Here is a 17123-nt window from a genome sequence, read left to right on the forward strand (position 1 = left end):
CTTACTATCAATATCTATCCATAGTTTAATTTAAAAATTGTAAAAATGGGTTTAAATAGAATAGCTAGAAAATATGATATAAACATAAGTGCTCTTAATGATCTTAACAAAGGAAATATAAGAGAAGGTATTGCTGAAAAACTTGGTGTTTCGATCTTCTCTTTACAAGCATTTATCGATGGCGGTACCAGTAACGGACTTGCTGCCAAAATAGAAACCACTTCTTCCAGCCTACAAGAGCTTAGAAACATAATTGGGCGACAAGGAGCAATAGGTTTAATTTTTGGATTATTAATCCGTGAACCAAGATATTATAATGGTTTTATTTTTTCAAATAATTGATGTAATATTCTTAAATTTTATTTTTCTCTCTGATCATGTGTAATGAACCTTTTTAAAAATCGACATAATATACATGATCAAAGAGTTTAAAGAATTTTCTACAGGAGCCCTTCTAAAAGTTGCTAATGAAGAGTTATTAAAGTTATCTTATAATAAATCAGAACCAATAGGTTTATATACATTTATCTGGTCCAAAAACACTAATGTAAATATAGAAATAGACGGAATTGTTGCAACCATTGAAAAAAACAAAATTGTAGTATTAACTCCTGAGCAATATTTTAAATTTATTAATGGAACTGATATAATTGTATATCAGTTTAACCGAGAGTTTTATTGCATTAAAGATCATGACAAAGAAGTAAGCTGTATGGGTGTTCTGTTTTATGGTAATAGTGCCATATCTGTAGTGGAGTTAGACACAAAAGAACAAAACAAACTAGATCAGCTACATAAAGTTTTCTTAGATGAATTAGACACAGTAGACACTATACAAGCAGAAATGCTACGTATGCTTATGGCTAGATTTATAATAACAACAACACGACTCATTAAACAACAAAACAATTATAATAAGCTTGGGGAGCAAATAGATTTGCTTAGAAATTTTAACATTTTGGTGGACACCCATTTCAGAAAAGAACATGCCGTAGGTTTTTATGCAGAAAAATTATTCAAATCCCCCAAAACACTATCCAACAACTTTTCAAAATTTGAAAAAAGCCCATTACAAGTAATCCATGACAGAATAATTCTGGAAGCAAAACGTCTGCTTATCTATACCGATAAATCCACAAAAGAAATAGCTTATGAAATTGGTTTTGAAGATGCTTCTCATTTAAGCAGAATGTTCAAAAAACATACTGCTATTTCACCTTCAGATTTTAAAAAACAATTAAAATCTGAACCAACAAGGTAAAATTGATTTAGCACCAGTACTATCTGGATTAGCAAACAATTAGTCAACTACCTTGCTAAATAAAAAAACCTCGATGAGGGATTCAATAATAAAAACATTAGCTTAAATATGGAGGATAACTATTTTAAATCTTAATAAAAAAATAAGCTATTAACCTTATTAAAAGAATTTACAAATATAATACCCCAGAAGAATTGTTTATTAAATTTATAAAGAATACATTTAGCAGCAAAATAACTATTTTACCCGTATTTTTACAATGTGTTTACCATACAATTTACCATAAATATATTTACCTAACATGAAAAAGATTCTACCCCTATTGTTACGAATTATCGTAGCAATAATCTTAATTCAAACTCTAAGGTTCAAATTTACTGCACATCCGGACAGTGTTTATATTTTTACAAAAGTCGGACTAGAACCTTATGGTAGAATAGGCACAGGAATAACAGAACTAATCGCCGGGATTTTAATTTTAATACCAAAAACTGCATGGATTGGAGCCATGATTTCTCTTGGTATTATTGGAGGTGCTATTATGATGCATTTAACAAAACTAGGTATCGAAATTAATAATGATGGAGGTACTTTATTTATTACTGCAATAGTAGCTTTTTTATTAAGTGCAATTGTTTTGTGGATTAAAAGAAAAGAAGTTAAGTTTTTCTAATCAAAAAGAAAGAATACTTTATTTATATTTTATCTATTGTAACACTTGTTTTATCTAATTCTGAAATAATGTATAAATAATCTTTAGCACTGTTTAAAAAGCAAACTATTTATTTTATGAGGTTTGCTTTTTAAACAGCGTTTTTGTTTTAGGGAAAAATCGACATATTATCGGGAAAAACAACTATTCTTCTCTGTTTACATATAATAGATCTTTGTACTGTTAATTTAAAACCATAAAAAATGACAGTACCAAATAAATCCATTTTCAATCTAATTGAAATTTTTCGTCAAGGAAGAAAAAAAGTTATTCATTCTATTTCTTCAAAAAAGCATTGTGAAGAAAAAGGGATTCATGATTTTTATTGTGATGCCGAAAGACCTTTTTTTCAAAAATAAATTCAAAAAAACTAGTCGGGAAAATTTGACAACTAATCGGGAAAAACGTCTATTCTATCCCTCCTGTTTCAACAATATCTTTGTCCCTGATTATTTAAAACAATAAAAAACAAAATTATGAGCACATTTAATGTACCAACAAGAGAAGAAGTAAACACTAACAATCAAGCTATATTTGATAATCTTAATAAAGCATTAGGGTTTGTACCCAACTTATATGCAACATACGCGCATAGTGAAACAGCTTTAGAAAATTACCTTAATCTTTCTAACGCAAAAACATCACTTTCTGCAAAAGAAAAAGAAGTAGTAAACTTAGCCGTTAGCGAAGTAAATCAATGTATTTATTGTTTATCTGCTCATACTGCTATCGGAAAAATGAATGGTTTTACAGATGAGCAAATATTAGAACTTAGAGCTGGAAATGCTTCTTTTGACACCAAATTTAATGCATTAGCCAAACTGGCAAAAAATATAACCGAAAACAGAGGTAAAGCAAATCAAGAGGTTATCGAAAACTTTTTTAATGCCGGATATACCAAAGGAAACTTAATAGATACTATTGTATTGGTAGGAGACAAAACTATTTCAAACTATATACACGGTACTACTCAAATACCTGTTGATTTTCCTGTTGCACAGCCACTAGAAACCTCAGAGGTATAATACCTCTGTCAAAAACTTTTATTAGCCTCCTTATATACTAATAGACTAAATAAACAACAAATTTTAAACCTTTTAAAAAATACAGTAAAAATCATGAAAAAATTAATCGCAATATTCTCATTACTTTTAGTAATCACTTTTAGTTCTCAGGCACAAGAAGTTAAAACAGTATCTTTAGAACAAACCAAAGGAGAATTCACTCAAAAAGGAATTACCTTATCTGAAGGTAGTTATGTTTTTAATATTTCTAACAATAACGTAGGAACTGACGTTGGTTTTGTTTTAATTCCAGAAGGAAAAGATGCTTCTGATGCCAAAAATCATATTAAATCGGCATACGTTACTAAAGTAGTAGCAGATGGTAAAACGGAAAGTTCTCAAACAGTAGAACTAGAAAAGGGGACATACAAATATTTCTGTCCTTTAAACAAAACACCACAATATACTTTGGTTGTAGAATAATCCTTTTTATTTATTACTAAAGCTTAAATCCTTGTTAATCTAATTTAACAAGGATTTTCTTTTTATACTTTAGCCTAAAAACAAACTAATCTGTAACAAAATTAATACAATGAAAAAATCTTTAGTTTTTTTAGTAATTACCTTAGTACTTGCAGCTTGTAAAACAGATTTTAAAACAGAGAATAAATACGAAGAAGATATAGAAATTCGAGATCCAAATCCTATTACAAAAAGAACTGAAGATAAAATACTTACTACCTCCCAAGCTATTGCTTATGCAAATGGATTAAAAAACTGGGGCAACATAAAAGAAATCAGATACACTTTTAATATGGATCGGGATAGCACTCATCATAAACGGTCCTGGATCTGGAAACCAAAAAGTAATATAGTTACTCTTACTACTGATAAAGATACCATAACCTACCATAGATCCAAAATGGATAGTATTTCTAAAAAGGCAGACCAAAAGTTTATTAATGATAAATATTGGCTGTTGGCTCCTTTTAATTTAATTTGGGATATCAATAGTTTTACCTCAGAACATCAAATAAAAGCAATAGCCCCCATAAGCAAAACAGAAATGCAAAAACTAACTATCGTTTATAAAAACGAAGGAGGTTATACCCCCGGAGATGCCTATGATTTTTATTTTAAAGGAGATTTTATTATAAGAGAGTGGGTATTTAGAAAAGAAAATCAATCAGAGCCCTCCTTAATTACTTCATGGGAAGATTATGAAGATTTTGATGGTATTAAAATAGCCAAAACACATAAACGAAACGAAGGTGATTGGTTACTGTATTTTACAGATATTAAAGTCGTAACCAAATAACATATTGTATACTATATAACATATATAGAGCACCATATAAATTTACGTACGTAAGTTTGTGCGCAAATACCACAAAATTAAAACATTTGTTATATTTTAATAAAAAATCAATGCTTATCCTTATAACATTAACATTGTAAACATATAATTCATAACTTTATCCTTATTAGTGTATTTAATTTATTAAATAGGATTTTGGATAAAAGTAATACCATAAAATTATTTGAACAATTCAAAAAAGGTAGTCACGAAGCTTTTTGTGACATCTACAAAATCTATTATAATAGATTATTACGATTTGGTAATATTTTTTGTAATGACAAGCACTTAACAGAAAATATCATTCAAGATTTTTTTATCAAAATGTTCAAAAATCCTGAAAAGTTAAATCATGTGATTAACCTCGAAGTCTATTTGTTCAAATCAATTAAGCAGAACATTATATCCGAGCTAAATAAAGAAACACGAAGAACAATAATTAGAAAATTAGTTATAGACCTTGATGAAAAAAATGAATCTGTAGAACAAAAACTCATTCACGAAGAATTATCAAAAGAAAGAATCTTATGGCTAAAATCACATATTGACTCCTTACCTATCCGGCAAAAAGAAATAATTTATCTTCGCTTTTACGAAGGTCTAAGCTACGATCAAATTACACAATTAACATCTTTAAGCAATCAAGTAGCCCGTAATTATGTTTCCAGGGCATTAGAAAAATTAAGAGACAAGATCGTTCGTAAACAGATTTAAACAAAAGCAATACATTTTTAATACCAAATGAGATTTAATAAATATGCTAAAAATGTAAAGTTGCTTTTTTAGCATTCAAAGCAATAAAATCATTGCAAAGCACCTTGCATCTATCTAGGTATGCCAAAGTATAGCCCTACCTAAGTTTTTTATAATGAAGAATAAGTAAGAATAAATGAACATTTTAGGGTTCATTTGGTATCACTATTAAATTCTTTTAAAAAAAAATAATCGGTCGCTCCACTCCCTTTCTAGCTTACCTTTCCTCTGCTCTATCCATACCCCCCTGTTTTTTAGTCAGTTATTTACTCCTGCCTTCTTGATTTATTATGACATACCAAAACAGTATTTCCATTTTTTAAAACATCTAAAGGTTACAAAATCAAAACCTAAGCTTCTCTATTATAAAGTACAAGTAATTTTTCTTGTACTTCAACACAAAATCTTACAATTAAAAAGGCCTAGGATTTACATTGTAAAAAACTTAAAACCCACAATCATGAAAAAACTATTCATTTTTTTATTTCTAACCATTACTCTATACGTTAGTGCAAATAACAATACAGACATCATAAACTCTCCCTATAAGGAGTATTGCTTCAAAAATAATTCATCACAACAAATAAGCAAAAAAAGCGATCCTCCCAAGTTCAAAATTCCAATAAAATTAACAGACCTTCCTTCAGGGTTTAACACTTTATATTTTGTTGCAAATTTTGTGGATCAAAATCCGGAAAAAAAAGCGTTCATCGACTGGGGAGGCGGTAAATGGACCTATGATGAACATAAAGGTACAGATTTTTCTTTATGGCCATATCCCTGGATTACGATGGATCATAAGATGGCATACGCCATAGCTGCGGCAGATGGAGTAATCGCAGAAAAAATAGATGGAGAAAATGATAAAACCTGCGGAAACATAGAGGATCTTTTACAACAAGATTTAACATGGAATATGATTAAGATTAAACATGCAGATGGAACCACTACTCTGTACGGTCATCTTAAAAAACATTCTATTATTAATAAACCTGTTGGTGCCAGAGTACAAAAAGGAGAATTTTTAGGGTATATCGGCAGTTCTGGATATTCTGAAGCCCCACACCTACATTTTGAAGTTGAAAAAAACGGAAAAATCATAGACCCATATAAAGAAAACTTATGGGAAGAAACACAACCATATTTGAACCCTCAAGTTATAGGTAATGTTGTGCATCATAATTTTCCTAAAGTACATCCTTCAACATTTGGAGGTGTTAACAATATACCTGATTGGGCAGAAAGAAATACAGAATGTAATGAAAATGAAGATATAAAAATGAGAAAATACTTTAAAAGCGGAGAACAAATTTGGGTTACCTCTTATATAGCTAATCAAACACCTGATCTTGAATTTCGGAATATAATACGAAAAGTTGATGGGGATACTCTATTTTATTGGAATCCATCTACAGTAAACACCCCGCAAAGGAATAGATATTTTTGGGGATGGTCTTGGGCAAATGGTAATCCAAATAAACCTGAATGGTATTACTATGAAACAAGCTTGGGAAATAAAAGTTTGGTAAAAAATTATTTTCAGGTACAATACCGGCAACTTCTAGGGCTTAAAACATTGGATTATCAACCTAGCGGCAGCTATTTTCTTAATGATACCCCAGAAAACAGAAATTTTAAAGCTGGAGATAAAATTTACTTTACAGCATATTTTCAAGATCCTAAGGTTGGAGACCTAATTCAATTTAAGATATATAACCCCAATGGTAACCTGTATAAAGAATGGAAAGGACTCATTGAAAATAAAGATTGGAAGTTTTGGTCAGAAGCTATTGTTTTAGAGAACGTAAATTTTGGGAATGACAAATGGTACTTTGAAGCTCAATATAACAATGAAGAGCCAGATTTTATACCCTTTACAGTGTCTGAAAAAACAAATAAAGTCATATCAGAAAACAACTCTGACAAAAATATATTTATCATGTTCCCTAATCCAGTCACGGATACTGCTAAATTAAAATTGTTAAAAAAATTAGATCAGGATGTAAATATCATTATTCAGGATATTACAGGAAAAGAAGTCTACAAAAAACTATATACCCCCGATATTGAGTCCAATGAAACCACAATAAACTTAAACTTCTTAAAAAGAAATTTATATTTTATAACAATAAAAGGAAACAATAATAATAGTACCCTGTTTAAAAGAAAGTTCATAAAAACATAAATATTGTTTCCATTTTTTTGTGTTAGCCAGTTAATTATAATAACTGTATAAAGGCTTCTAAAGATCTAATTTTAGAAGCTTTTTTATATTATCTTATATTTTTTTAAAAAAAATTAATTATGAAGGTTACAAAATCAAAATTCACATATCAAATATATGTAGGGAACTTCCTTCAATAAAATTGACGTAAGTTTTAAATGTAAAAAAAGAATTTTAAATGAGTGATTTCTACTTTTATAAAAATATGTCTTTTGAGCAATTAATCGAAGATGCCGAATTTATGAATTGGGTACTTGCCCCTTCAGACATAAGTAATTCCTTTTGGAAAGATTTTTTAGACACCTATCCCGAAAACAAAGAGGCAGTTGGTCGTGCAAAAGAGTTTTTATTAGCCACAAAGTATTATTTTGAGACCGATGATAAAAATGATGATTATATTAACAATGAGCTTCAAAAAATTGTAGGAGGATCTATTCTATCCGTTTCACAAAAACAAGAAAAAAGTACTACCTACAAAAAATACAGTAATAATATACGTCATAAAATAGCCATTGCAGCATGTATAGCTATTTTATTTACTTCGGTTATCTGGCTATACAAAACACAGGTTAGTATCCCTGATATGGATTACAAAACTGACTTTGCTGAATGGAAAACCATAAAACTACCAGATGAATCCACAGTAAACCTTAATTCTAACTCTAATCTTAAAATAGATAAGAACTGGTCTAAAGATAGTATACGAAAAGTATGGTTAGAAGGAGAAGCTTTTTTTAAAGTAGAAAAAAAGATAGTAGCAAAAAGCAAATTTCAAGTAATAACAAAAGGGATTATTATTGAAGTCTTAGGAACTCAATTTAATGTACAAAACAGAGGAGATATTACTGAAGTTTTTTTAAAAGAAGGTAAAATAAAACTTAAAATGAACGGTAAAGAAGAGTATCTCTTTCCTGGAGATTTTATATCATACTCTGCAATTGAGAACAAAATCATTAAACGTAACAAGGTCCCGCAAGAGTCCTATACTACCTGGAAAGATGGCACTTTGCAAATGGAAGGTACTGTTAAAGAAATCTTTTTAAAGATCAAAGAGATTTATGGGGTTCAAATTCAGATTAGTGATACAACAATACTAAAAGAGGTCAGAAAAATTAGTATCCCAATGAAAGATATGGAAACGGTTGTCCCCATATTAGAAGTTTCATTAAACATTAAAATAATTCTAGATAATAACAAATTAATTATAAAATAGGTTAAATAGCAATTTCCTGAAAAAATTAGAGTAGATCAATAACCCTCATTGCTAGCTTAAGAGGTGTGTTTACCTTTTTTCTTCAAGGATACTCTCAAAAAATCGACAAGCCGGGAGCAAGCTCAAAAGGCGTACTGCTTAAAATACATCTCGTCTTTGAGGCAAGAATCGGGGAATTAAAAATCCTTAGTGAAGGATTAAAAACAAAAACAATCAAAGTATTGGCTTATTTCTTCTTTTTCAAAAAAAAGGAAAACAACCGTGTACATAAAAAGGAAAAAAGTAATTAAAAAAGAACAATATCTATGCAGAACTTTAAATACCAGCTAAAATATATCATTTTCCTTATTACGATAGTATGTCCAGGTAAAACAACTGCAAATTCGCAAGAACGACCTCTCTCTGTCATATTAGAAGAAATTGGGGAAAAATATCAGGTTTTTTTTACGTATAACTCTAAACAACTAAATAAAGTAAAAGTTGATTTTAAAACTAAAGAAAAAGAAGATGTAACTATAGCAATCAACAGATTATTAAACAAAACAAAATTTAGTTATAAATCTTTTGGAGAAAAATATTATGTGATTTATGAAAAAACGAAAGAAAATGACCCTAACTTAAAAAAAATATTCTATCACTTAGGAGAATTAGAAAAAATAGAATCCGAAGGAATAGAGATCAAAAAGAAAAACTCTTCAAATAAAAAAGAAAGTAATACTCAAGAGGAAACTTTTATAGAAGGTACGGTAAATGATGCCAGAGGAAACCCCCTTATTGGTACTACTGTCCTTGTAAAAGGAACAAGCATTGGTGCAATTGTAGATTTTGATGGATTTTTCAAAATTAAAATACCTGAAAACGCTACTACTCTTGTTTTTTCCTATCTTGGATTTAAAACGAAAGAAGTAGAGATAAAAAGTAGTAATGACTTCAATATTATTTTAGAAGAAGAAGCAGACCATTTAGAAGAAATCGTTGTTGTTGGATATGGTACTACAAAAAGAAAAGAATTATCAGGAGCTATCGCCTCTATTTATGCAGAAGACATAGAAAATGCTCCAGTTCAAAGTTTTGACAAAGCAGTACAAGGAAGGGTTCCTGGAGTGCAAGTTGTTAGCTCTGGAGCCCCAGGGAGTGCCGCCCAAATTAGGATTAGAGGAGTTGGATCTATTAATTCCGGAAATGAACCTCTTTATATTATTGATGGCGTTCAAGTATTAAGCGGACAGGTTTCTGAAGTGAATACTCAGGACAATGTCTTATCTACAATTAACCCTAATGACATTATTTCTATTGATATATTAAAAGACGCTTCTGCATCAATTTATGGAGCACAAGCAGCAAATGGGGTTGTTATTATAACTACCAAACGAGGAAAAATTGGAGAACCTCAATTTAATTTTAGCGCACAATGGGGAATCCATAAAGTTATTAACCGTCTTGATTTACTTACAGGACCAGAATGGACAGAATTAGTACTGGAAGGGTATGCAAATCGTTTTGGTATTACCAGCTCTCAATATCAAAATCAACTTAACAATCTGGGAAAACCAGAAAATGCTAAAAATTATGACTGGCAGGATTTACTGTTCCAAGAAGGGTTTATGAGTAATTACCAACTTTCTGCAAGAGGAGGAAGTGAAAAAAGCAGATATTTTATATCCGGGTCTTATAATAATACCGAAGGACATGTAATAGGTACCGGGTTTGAAAGGGGAACATTACGTATCAATTTGGATAATAATTTTAATGAGCGAATAAAAACAAGTCTGTCTACAAATTTAAGCATTACCAAAAACGACGCAACTACAGATGATGGATTCTTTTTTAATAACCCAACCGTTGCATCTGCATTTATTGTACCTACTAATGCTCCTTATAACGAAAACGGATCTGTAAGAGAACCTCTTTTTGGATTATTTGATGAAAATCCTTTAGTAAATGAAAATCCTGATTTATATGATGAATCCTCTGTTACTTACAAAATCCTCACATCGTTTACCCTAGATTACAAACTATTTAAAGATGCAAAGTTTAAATCGGTCTGGGGCTTTGACTTTCTAAGCAATAATTACAATTTTTTTGGCAGCCCGGAAGCAAAAGTTAGCGCTAGTACAAAAGGAAGAATATATAAAAGCAATAACAGAATTACCAATTGGCAAACAGACCAGATATTCTCATATAATGCCGCATTTAGAGATATTCACAGATTAGAAACTTTGGTTGGAGTAACATACAGACAACAAAAGACTAATTATTTTTTTACCAGCGGAGAAAACCTTATACTACCCAACCTTACATCTTTAGAAAATGCCATAACCCCCAATCAAACAGGAGGATTTGACGCAGAATGGAGATTAGCAGGCTTTTTTGGGCGATTAAATTATACATTCGACGATAAGTACATTTTAACAGCTTCTATTAGAAGAGATGGCTCTTCTCGTTTTGGAAAAAACAACAGATGGGGATGGTTTCCTTCAATATCGGCTGCTTGGAGGCTATCTTCAGAAAGTTTTATGAAAGAAATAGATAAAACTGTAAATGACCTCAAAATAAGAGCTAGCTATGGTATTACAGGAAATGCAAATATCGGCAACTTTGCTTCCCGAGGACTGTTCACCCCCAATACTTATAATACTTCTGGTGGATTAACCCCTTTAACTATTGATAACCCTAATCTGTCCTGGGAACAATCAGAAACATTTAATATAGGTATGGATACCCAACTCTTCAACAAACGTATTACATTTACTATAGATTATTTTATAAGAAAAACAAAAGACCTTATTCTTGCCAGACCAATACCCGAAACCACAGGATATGCTAGTATAACAGAAAACATTGGCGCCCTGGAAAACAAAGGGCTTGAAATATCCTTAAACACAACAAATATAGAAACCAGAAATTTTTCCTGGAATACCAATTTCAATATTGCAACCGTAAAAAATGAAATAACTGCACTAACAGATCAGGTAAATCAAATTACAAATAACAATTCAGGAACTATTAACCGGGTAGGAGAATCTTTAGACTCTTGGTATGCTATACGATGGGCAGGAGTCAATCCAGCAGATGGACGCCCCTTGTATTATGATAAAAATGGACAACTAACTTTTAACCCAACAGAAGATGATCGTGTTATAATTGGTAGTAGTATACCTACTTTTACAGGAGGATTGACCAATACCTTTTCATATAACAACTTTAATATCTTTGCCTTTTTTCAATACTCTGGTGGAAATTATTTAAGAAACAGACTGGCTTTTTCAACCAAGGCTTCCGGAGGCTTTGGGGATCGAAATCAACAAAGAAGCGAGTTGGACAGATGGCAAAAACCCGGAGATATTACAGATGTACCAATAGCTATTAATGGCTTTGCCTATGATGCCAGACCAGGAAATGAATACAGCTCTAAACATATCGAAAAAGGAGATTATATTAGATTAAAAGAAGTTAAAATATCTTACGATTTCCCTGATATCTTAATCGAAAAATTAAACCTTACCAATATGAGCATATATCTTAGTGGATCTAATTTATGGACAAAAACCCCATATACAGGAAGGGATCCGGAGATACTTGGAGGGGACGAGACAGGAGATTATCCGCAATCAAAATCATATTTATTAGGAATTAATCTAGAATTTTAAAAAGATGGCACATAATAAAATTTATATCAATAGTATTATTATACTAATAACAATCTTATTCGGTTCTTGTGATAATTCATTAGAAACAGAACCCAATGACACCGTAAGCAATGATGTTGCTTTAAGAGATTATAAAGGAAACCTTGCCATCCTTATAGGTGGGTATAACGGGTTGCGCAATACAAATTATTATCAACGGGATTTTATTGTAATTGCAGACGCACTTGCCGATAATATCAAACAAACAATTAGCAATACCTCAAGACTTGATGGAATTTCAAACAACAGACCTTTTAGCCATTTTAATTTTTGGTCAGAAGCATACAAGATAATAGCCTCCTCAAATTTTGTAATAGCATCTGTAGATAACAATATAATAACAGACGCATCTGTCAAAGATATAAACCAACTAAAGGCTGAAGCTTTATTTTTAAGAGCCTTCGCTCACTTTGACCTATTACGGTCTTATGCCCGCAACCCTAAGCATACTGTACAAGAGCCTTTGGGTATACCTATAATACTGCAACCTTATAAAAATCAAGAAACTATCGATTACCCACCTAGAAAAACAATTACCGAATCTTATGACCAAATTATTTTGGATCTAAATACTGCTTTTTCATTAATAGAAAAAAATACTTCCAATATCAAAAACAGAGCTCGTGACATAACTATTCAAGCATTATTGTCCAGAGTTCATTTATACGCTGGCAATTGGAAAGATTGTATAGCAGCTTCTAATTATGTTATAGACAACATAGGTTTTACTATTGAAACCAATAATTACACCAATATATTTTCTAAAGAATCTGAAACTATATTTGGACTATCATATTTATCCCATGAAAACCCGGGTCTTAATGGCTCGTTAGAAGGTCTTTTTCATATCAATGAGAATGGTATTGGTTATGGAGATTTTGTTGCCAGACAAAATTTATTTGAATCTATCGAAGATGGGGACATTAGAAAAAACCTTTATATCCCTGGAAATAAAGTTGGAGAAAATGTCCATTTCATTGGAAAATATTTAGGGTATTTAGGAGAATTTGGACTCGACAACATCCCTCTTATTCGTCTTTCTGAAATAATCCTTAATAGAGCTGAAGCTAAAGCAGAAGACAATGATCTCTCTGGAGCATTAACAGACCTTAATACGATAAGAAACAGAGCTGGTCTTGCCAACACTTCTCTTACAACTAAAGAAAATATTATAGAAGCTATCTTAAATGAGCGAAGAATAGAACTTGCTTTTGAAGGACATCGAATCTTTGACCTTAAAAGAAAAGGTATGGATATCCCAAAAGGAAGTACAGGACTAGATTGTACAGAGGAGTGTAATATCCCGTATACCGATTTTAGAATAATTGCAAATATCCCAATTTCTGAAATAGATGTAAATAATAACCTTGTACAAAATCCTGGATATTAACACCAAAATAAAGTCAAAGACAGAGCATTAAAATCACAATAAGATGAAAAAAATTATAACTTTTATAGTCATTATCTTTAGCCTTTTCAGTTGTACAAAAGAAGAGTCTTATATATATGAAGGAGAAAGCACAATAGCGTTTGCAAAAAACAATATTAATATACAGCTAAACGAGGGCATTACAAAAGATTCTATACTTCCTGTAGAGGTGCAACTCATAGGAGTACAACAAGATTCAGAAATTAAAGTTTCCATCAAAAGTACTATTAAAAACGGAGAACATATCACCTATCCGGAAACCTTGTCTATACCGCCAAACAGTAGTTCCTCTGTTTTTCTTGTAACGATACACAGTACTCAATTTAATATTAACGAAGAATTAAAAGGGGCATTTACAATATCTGCACAAGGGCTTGAGGTTAGTAATAACCTAAATCATTTTATGGTTACCGTAAAAATGAACCCATTGCCACAATGTATTCCAGAAACATCAAAATATCTGGGGCCATATTCTGTAGCAAGTACAGACCCTTGGGGAACATACAATCCCGCAGGAAATGGTAATATTGCTCTAAGAACAGATCCTAAAATCCCTAACAGGTTATTACATGATAATTTTTATGGATGGTCCAAAGAAGAAGGAAATCAAGCCATATATTTTGATTTGTTTTGTGGAGATGCCAATACAATAACAGTACCAGAGCAACAATACACCACTCCGGGCGGATATTCTATAACCATTACAGGAGGAACAGGAACATACAATTCTTCTACAAAAAATATGACAATAACTTTTAATGTTAATAACCCTAATGACGGTGATTTTACTATTGTAGAAACTTTCACATTTAATTCTACATGCACTATAGATATAGCAGCATTTTTAGGTCCCCATAGTGTATCAAGTACAGATCCTTGGGGAACCTACAATCCCGCAGGAAATGGTAATATTCTATTAACCGAAGACAGCAATGTTCCTTTAAGGCTTATTCATAAAAATTTTTATGGCTGGTCTGAAGGAGAAGGAAACCCAGCAATATATTTTGATTTGTCATGTAATAGCAATAACATAACTGTTCCTGCACAAGAATACACAAGCCCCGGAGGATATTTTATAACTATAACAGGAGGATCAGGAACATACGATGTTTCTACAGGAAATATGAACATAACATTTAATGTCAATAATAGTAATGATGGCGATTTTTCTATAGTAGAAAGTTTCACTAAACAATAATAATATTAACAGAAAAAAGGAGGGTTTATTATCATTTATGATAATAAATTGTACAAGCCTTAGATTTATAAATCTAAGGCTTGTTTTTTTGTTTTTTTCTACCTCATAACCCATCCACACCTTTAACTAAATTAATATGAAATGGCATAAAAGATTTATAAAGGAAAAAATCGAAGTTCAAGGCAAAAAACGCAGTCATAGCAGAGCTATGACGAGTATTTTTAACGTAGAAATTCGATTTTTTACTAGAAAGATTAATGTTATTTTATGTTGATTTAGCTATAATAGCCCAGGTTCCGGTTTCTTTTGATTCTTCTGATGCTAATCCTACGCAATTTAAGTTTGCTACTACCTTAGCATTTGCATAACTAGGGATTCCTGTCTCTACAGCATCTAAAAATGAAGATATAGATTCATGCATACCAGGCCAATCTGCATACGGTTGTATTCCTGGCAAAAGTTTAATATCCCATTCTGGATCATTCTTAGTTCTTATTTTTAATTCTCCAGTAAGAATATCAATATGTATCTCTCCTCTATCTCCAACGACTTCTATTGTAATTTTTAATTTTTCGAGACTATCAATATTTACCTTTAACTCTCCCCAAATCCCGCCATAATCAAAAAAACCAGTACTTTGACTTTGGCGACGTCCTTGAGTACCATACCCATCCATTAAAAGAACTCGTTTTGGAGTTGAATCCAATAAAACATTCAAAACATGCACATACCAAACCGACAAACGATTAATAGTATTTGTATCCTGATTTGGGTCCATACCCCAATTGGATTGCAAGCGAATACTTGCCGTTTGAACATTTCCTATAACCTGCTTCTTTATTAATTCTGAAGCCCTGCCAACAGCAGGTACAAGTGCTAGTTCTAAATCTGCATGAGTAATCTGCGGAGCAGCCAGCAATTCATTTATTATTTCTGGAATTAATGCTCTGGTATGGGCAATTGGAGGTTCATAAAATATTGCTTTAGCAGAATTTAACCCTGCCACAATCGCTTTTGCATGTATCTCGTCTGGTACAGCAATTAGTACTGCTTCCATTTTTATCGATTCTAATAAATCTTCATAACCGTTATAAATAGTGACAGTATCTCCAAAATCCTCTTTGATTAATCTTATAGTAGCTTCACTTTTAGCTGAAATTGCAACAATTTCAGCTCTACCATCTCGTTTCAATGCAGGAATATATGCATCCCTAACCCAAGATCCATAACCAATGATCCCTAATTTAATTTTTACCATGTCTTATTTTTATATCCAAAATTAGAAAACACAAGCCCATAGTTTTTAAAACAAAACATTCAAATATTAAGACATATCATTCATTATAAAAAATTAATAAAAATTAAAAAGGTAATTTTGTTACATGAAAGTATCTTATGAGCCGGTATATCTAAATCCGTATAAATCATTTAAAGTTGAAAAATATACACATACATCAAAATGTAGTAGTGTAAGTTGGCATTTACATCCTGAATATGAAATTGTATATATCCAAAATGGACAAGGAAATTTACAACTAGGATCCCATTCTGAAAGTTATAGTAATGGATTACTTCTTTTTTTAGGACCAAACATCCCCCACATGCCATTTGGGAACAGTCAATTTAAAAACAATAAAGAAATTGTCATTCAATTTCCCGAGAGTTTTGTCATCGAAAAACTAGGTAACTTCCCTGAATTTGATACTATTATAAAGTTTATAAACAAATCTAAAAACGGAATCCTATTTTCGTCAAGTACGCATAAAAAATTATCTTCTTCATTTTTAAAATTTGATAAACAAAACAATACAGAACAAATATTGAACCTTATGTCTATCCTTTGGCAACTCTCTATAGATCAAAACCAAAGGTTTTTATTAAAAGAAAAACTGACTTTAGATATCAATAAGTATTCTTTAGAAAGGGTCTCAAAAATATATCAATATGTAAATGACAATTACAGGAAAGAAATAAGATCTGAAATCTTAGCAAAAATGCTAGGCTTAACCCCTAATTCCTTTTGTAGAATGTTTAAAACAGTAACACAAAGAAGTTTTATTGATTTCCTTAATGAATTCAGGATAAAAAAAGCACAGGAGCTTCTTAATAGTAATGATATTTTAATATATGAAGCTATGTCTCAATGCGGATTTAATGATCCATCCTATTTCTCAAAACAGTTTAAGAAACATACAGGAATAACTCCATCTACATACATACAACAATTAAAAAAAACAAAGTAACCCCTTATTATACATTTTATTAAGCTCATCTAAAAAAAGT

General features: G+C 31.2%; 15 protein-coding genes. 14 read left to right on the plus strand and 1 reads right to left on the minus strand.

The window, feature by feature from the left end; genetic code table 11:
- Positions 1-45: 45 nt before the first annotated feature.
- The 13 genes from ACZIYX_RS06770 to ACZIYX_RS06830 all read left to right on the plus strand — a co-directional run bounded on the left by ACZIYX_RS06770 (position 46) and on the right by ACZIYX_RS06830 (position 14840).
- Positions 46-342 carry a PIN domain-containing protein gene (locus ACZIYX_RS06770; RefSeq protein ID WP_462681452.1) on the plus strand — a complete coding sequence of 99 codons (297 nt, stop codon included), beginning with the start codon at positions 46-48 and terminating at the stop codon, positions 340-342.
- Positions 343-415: 73 nt separating this feature from the next.
- Positions 416-1261, plus strand: a complete 846-nt coding sequence (locus ACZIYX_RS06775; RefSeq protein WP_462681453.1) for a helix-turn-helix domain-containing protein — start codon at positions 416-418, stop codon at positions 1259-1261.
- A 301-nt stretch (positions 1262-1562) separates the two neighbouring features.
- The gene (locus ACZIYX_RS06780; RefSeq protein WP_462681454.1) at positions 1563-1934 is read left to right on the plus strand and encodes a DoxX family membrane protein; all 372 of its coding nucleotides are present in this window, start codon (positions 1563-1565) and stop codon (positions 1932-1934) included.
- Between the two features lie 242 nt (positions 1935-2176).
- A complete protein-coding gene (locus tag ACZIYX_RS06785; protein WP_462681455.1) occupies positions 2177-2332 on the plus strand; it encodes a hypothetical protein in 156 nt (51 codons plus the stop codon).
- A 117-nt stretch (positions 2333-2449) separates the two neighbouring features.
- Positions 2450-2998, plus strand: a complete 549-nt coding sequence (locus tag ACZIYX_RS06790) for a carboxymuconolactone decarboxylase family protein (protein ID WP_462681456.1) — start codon at positions 2450-2452, stop codon at positions 2996-2998.
- Positions 2999-3091: 93 nt separating this feature from the next.
- On the plus strand, positions 3092-3460 hold the full coding sequence (locus ACZIYX_RS06795) for a cupredoxin domain-containing protein (RefSeq protein WP_462681457.1): 369 nt from the start codon (positions 3092-3094) through the stop codon (positions 3458-3460).
- A gap of 109 nt (positions 3461-3569) precedes the next feature.
- Positions 3570-4295, plus strand: a complete 726-nt coding sequence (locus tag ACZIYX_RS06800; RefSeq protein ID WP_462681458.1) for a membrane lipoprotein lipid attachment site-containing protein — start codon at positions 3570-3572, stop codon at positions 4293-4295.
- 195 nt (positions 4296-4490) lie between these two features.
- The gene (locus ACZIYX_RS06805; RefSeq protein ID WP_462681459.1) at positions 4491-5048 is read left to right on the plus strand and encodes an RNA polymerase sigma factor; all 558 of its coding nucleotides are present in this window, start codon (positions 4491-4493) and stop codon (positions 5046-5048) included.
- Between the two features lie 499 nt (positions 5049-5547).
- The gene (locus ACZIYX_RS06810) at positions 5548-7272 is read left to right on the plus strand and encodes a peptidoglycan DD-metalloendopeptidase family protein (RefSeq protein WP_462681460.1); all 1725 of its coding nucleotides are present in this window, start codon (positions 5548-5550) and stop codon (positions 7270-7272) included.
- 217 nt (positions 7273-7489) lie between these two features.
- Entirely contained in the window at positions 7490-8524 is a 1035-nt protein-coding gene (locus ACZIYX_RS06815; protein WP_462681461.1) for a FecR family protein, read from the plus strand.
- A 305-nt stretch (positions 8525-8829) separates the two neighbouring features.
- On the plus strand, positions 8830-12174 hold the full coding sequence (locus ACZIYX_RS06820) for a SusC/RagA family TonB-linked outer membrane protein (RefSeq protein ID WP_462681462.1): 3345 nt from the start codon (positions 8830-8832) through the stop codon (positions 12172-12174).
- Positions 12175-12178: 4 nt separating this feature from the next.
- A complete protein-coding gene (locus ACZIYX_RS06825; RefSeq protein WP_462681463.1) occupies positions 12179-13603 on the plus strand; it encodes a RagB/SusD family nutrient uptake outer membrane protein in 1425 nt (474 codons plus the stop codon).
- Between the two features lie 43 nt (positions 13604-13646).
- Positions 13647-14840 (plus strand): hypothetical protein, encoded by a 1194-nt coding sequence (locus ACZIYX_RS06830; protein WP_462681464.1) that lies wholly within the window; start codon positions 13647-13649, stop codon positions 14838-14840.
- A gap of 265 nt (positions 14841-15105) precedes the next feature.
- Here the strand turns inward: ACZIYX_RS06830 and ACZIYX_RS06835 are convergent, their stop codons facing one another.
- Positions 15106-16098 carry a Gfo/Idh/MocA family protein gene (locus ACZIYX_RS06835; protein WP_462681465.1) on the minus strand — a complete coding sequence of 331 codons (993 nt, stop codon included), beginning with the start codon at positions 16096-16098 and terminating at the stop codon, positions 15106-15108.
- A gap of 124 nt (positions 16099-16222) precedes the next feature.
- Here ACZIYX_RS06835 and ACZIYX_RS06840 point away from each other — a divergent pair, with 124 nt between their 5' ends.
- Positions 16223-17083: an AraC family transcriptional regulator gene (locus tag ACZIYX_RS06840; RefSeq protein ID WP_462681466.1), complete on the plus strand. Its 861-nt coding sequence runs from the start codon at positions 16223-16225 to the stop codon at positions 17081-17083.
- The last annotated feature ends 40 nt before the right edge of the window (positions 17084-17123 follow it).

This window comes from Aquimarina sp. (assembly GCF_977115655.1).

Bases quoted from the DNA above. Each gene is read 5' to 3' on its own strand.
- ACZIYX_RS06815 (WP_462681461.1), top strand. From the start codon at position 7,490: ATGAGTGATTTCTACTTTTATAAAAATATGTCTTTTGAGCAATTAATC.
- ACZIYX_RS06775 (WP_462681453.1), top strand. From the start codon at position 416: ATGATCAAAGAGTTTAAAGAATTTTCTACAGGAGCCCTTCTAAAAGTT.
- ACZIYX_RS06800 (WP_462681458.1), top strand. From the start codon at position 3,570: ATGAAAAAATCTTTAGTTTTTTTAGTAATTACCTTAGTACTTGCAGCT.
- ACZIYX_RS06785 (WP_462681455.1), top strand. From the start codon at position 2,177: ATGACAGTACCAAATAAATCCATTTTCAATCTAATTGAAATTTTTCGT.
- ACZIYX_RS06820 (WP_462681462.1), top strand. From the start codon at position 8,830: ATGCAGAACTTTAAATACCAGCTAAAATATATCATTTTCCTTATTACG.
- ACZIYX_RS06780 (WP_462681454.1), top strand. From the start codon at position 1,563: ATGAAAAAGATTCTACCCCTATTGTTACGAATTATCGTAGCAATAATC.
- ACZIYX_RS06810 (WP_462681460.1), top strand. From the start codon at position 5,548: ATGAAAAAACTATTCATTTTTTTATTTCTAACCATTACTCTATACGTT.
- ACZIYX_RS06840 (WP_462681466.1), top strand. From the start codon at position 16,223: ATGAAAGTATCTTATGAGCCGGTATATCTAAATCCGTATAAATCATTT.
- ACZIYX_RS06795 (WP_462681457.1), top strand. From the start codon at position 3,092: ATGAAAAAATTAATCGCAATATTCTCATTACTTTTAGTAATCACTTTT.
- ACZIYX_RS06770 (WP_462681452.1), top strand. From the start codon at position 46: ATGGGTTTAAATAGAATAGCTAGAAAATATGATATAAACATAAGTGCT.
- ACZIYX_RS06830 (WP_462681464.1), top strand. From the start codon at position 13,647: ATGAAAAAAATTATAACTTTTATAGTCATTATCTTTAGCCTTTTCAGT.
- ACZIYX_RS06790 (WP_462681456.1), top strand. From the start codon at position 2,450: ATGAGCACATTTAATGTACCAACAAGAGAAGAAGTAAACACTAACAAT.
- ACZIYX_RS06835 (WP_462681465.1), bottom strand. From the start codon at position 16,098: ATGGTAAAAATTAAATTAGGGATCATTGGTTATGGATCTTGGGTTAGG.
- ACZIYX_RS06825 (WP_462681463.1), top strand. From the start codon at position 12,179: ATGGCACATAATAAAATTTATATCAATAGTATTATTATACTAATAACA.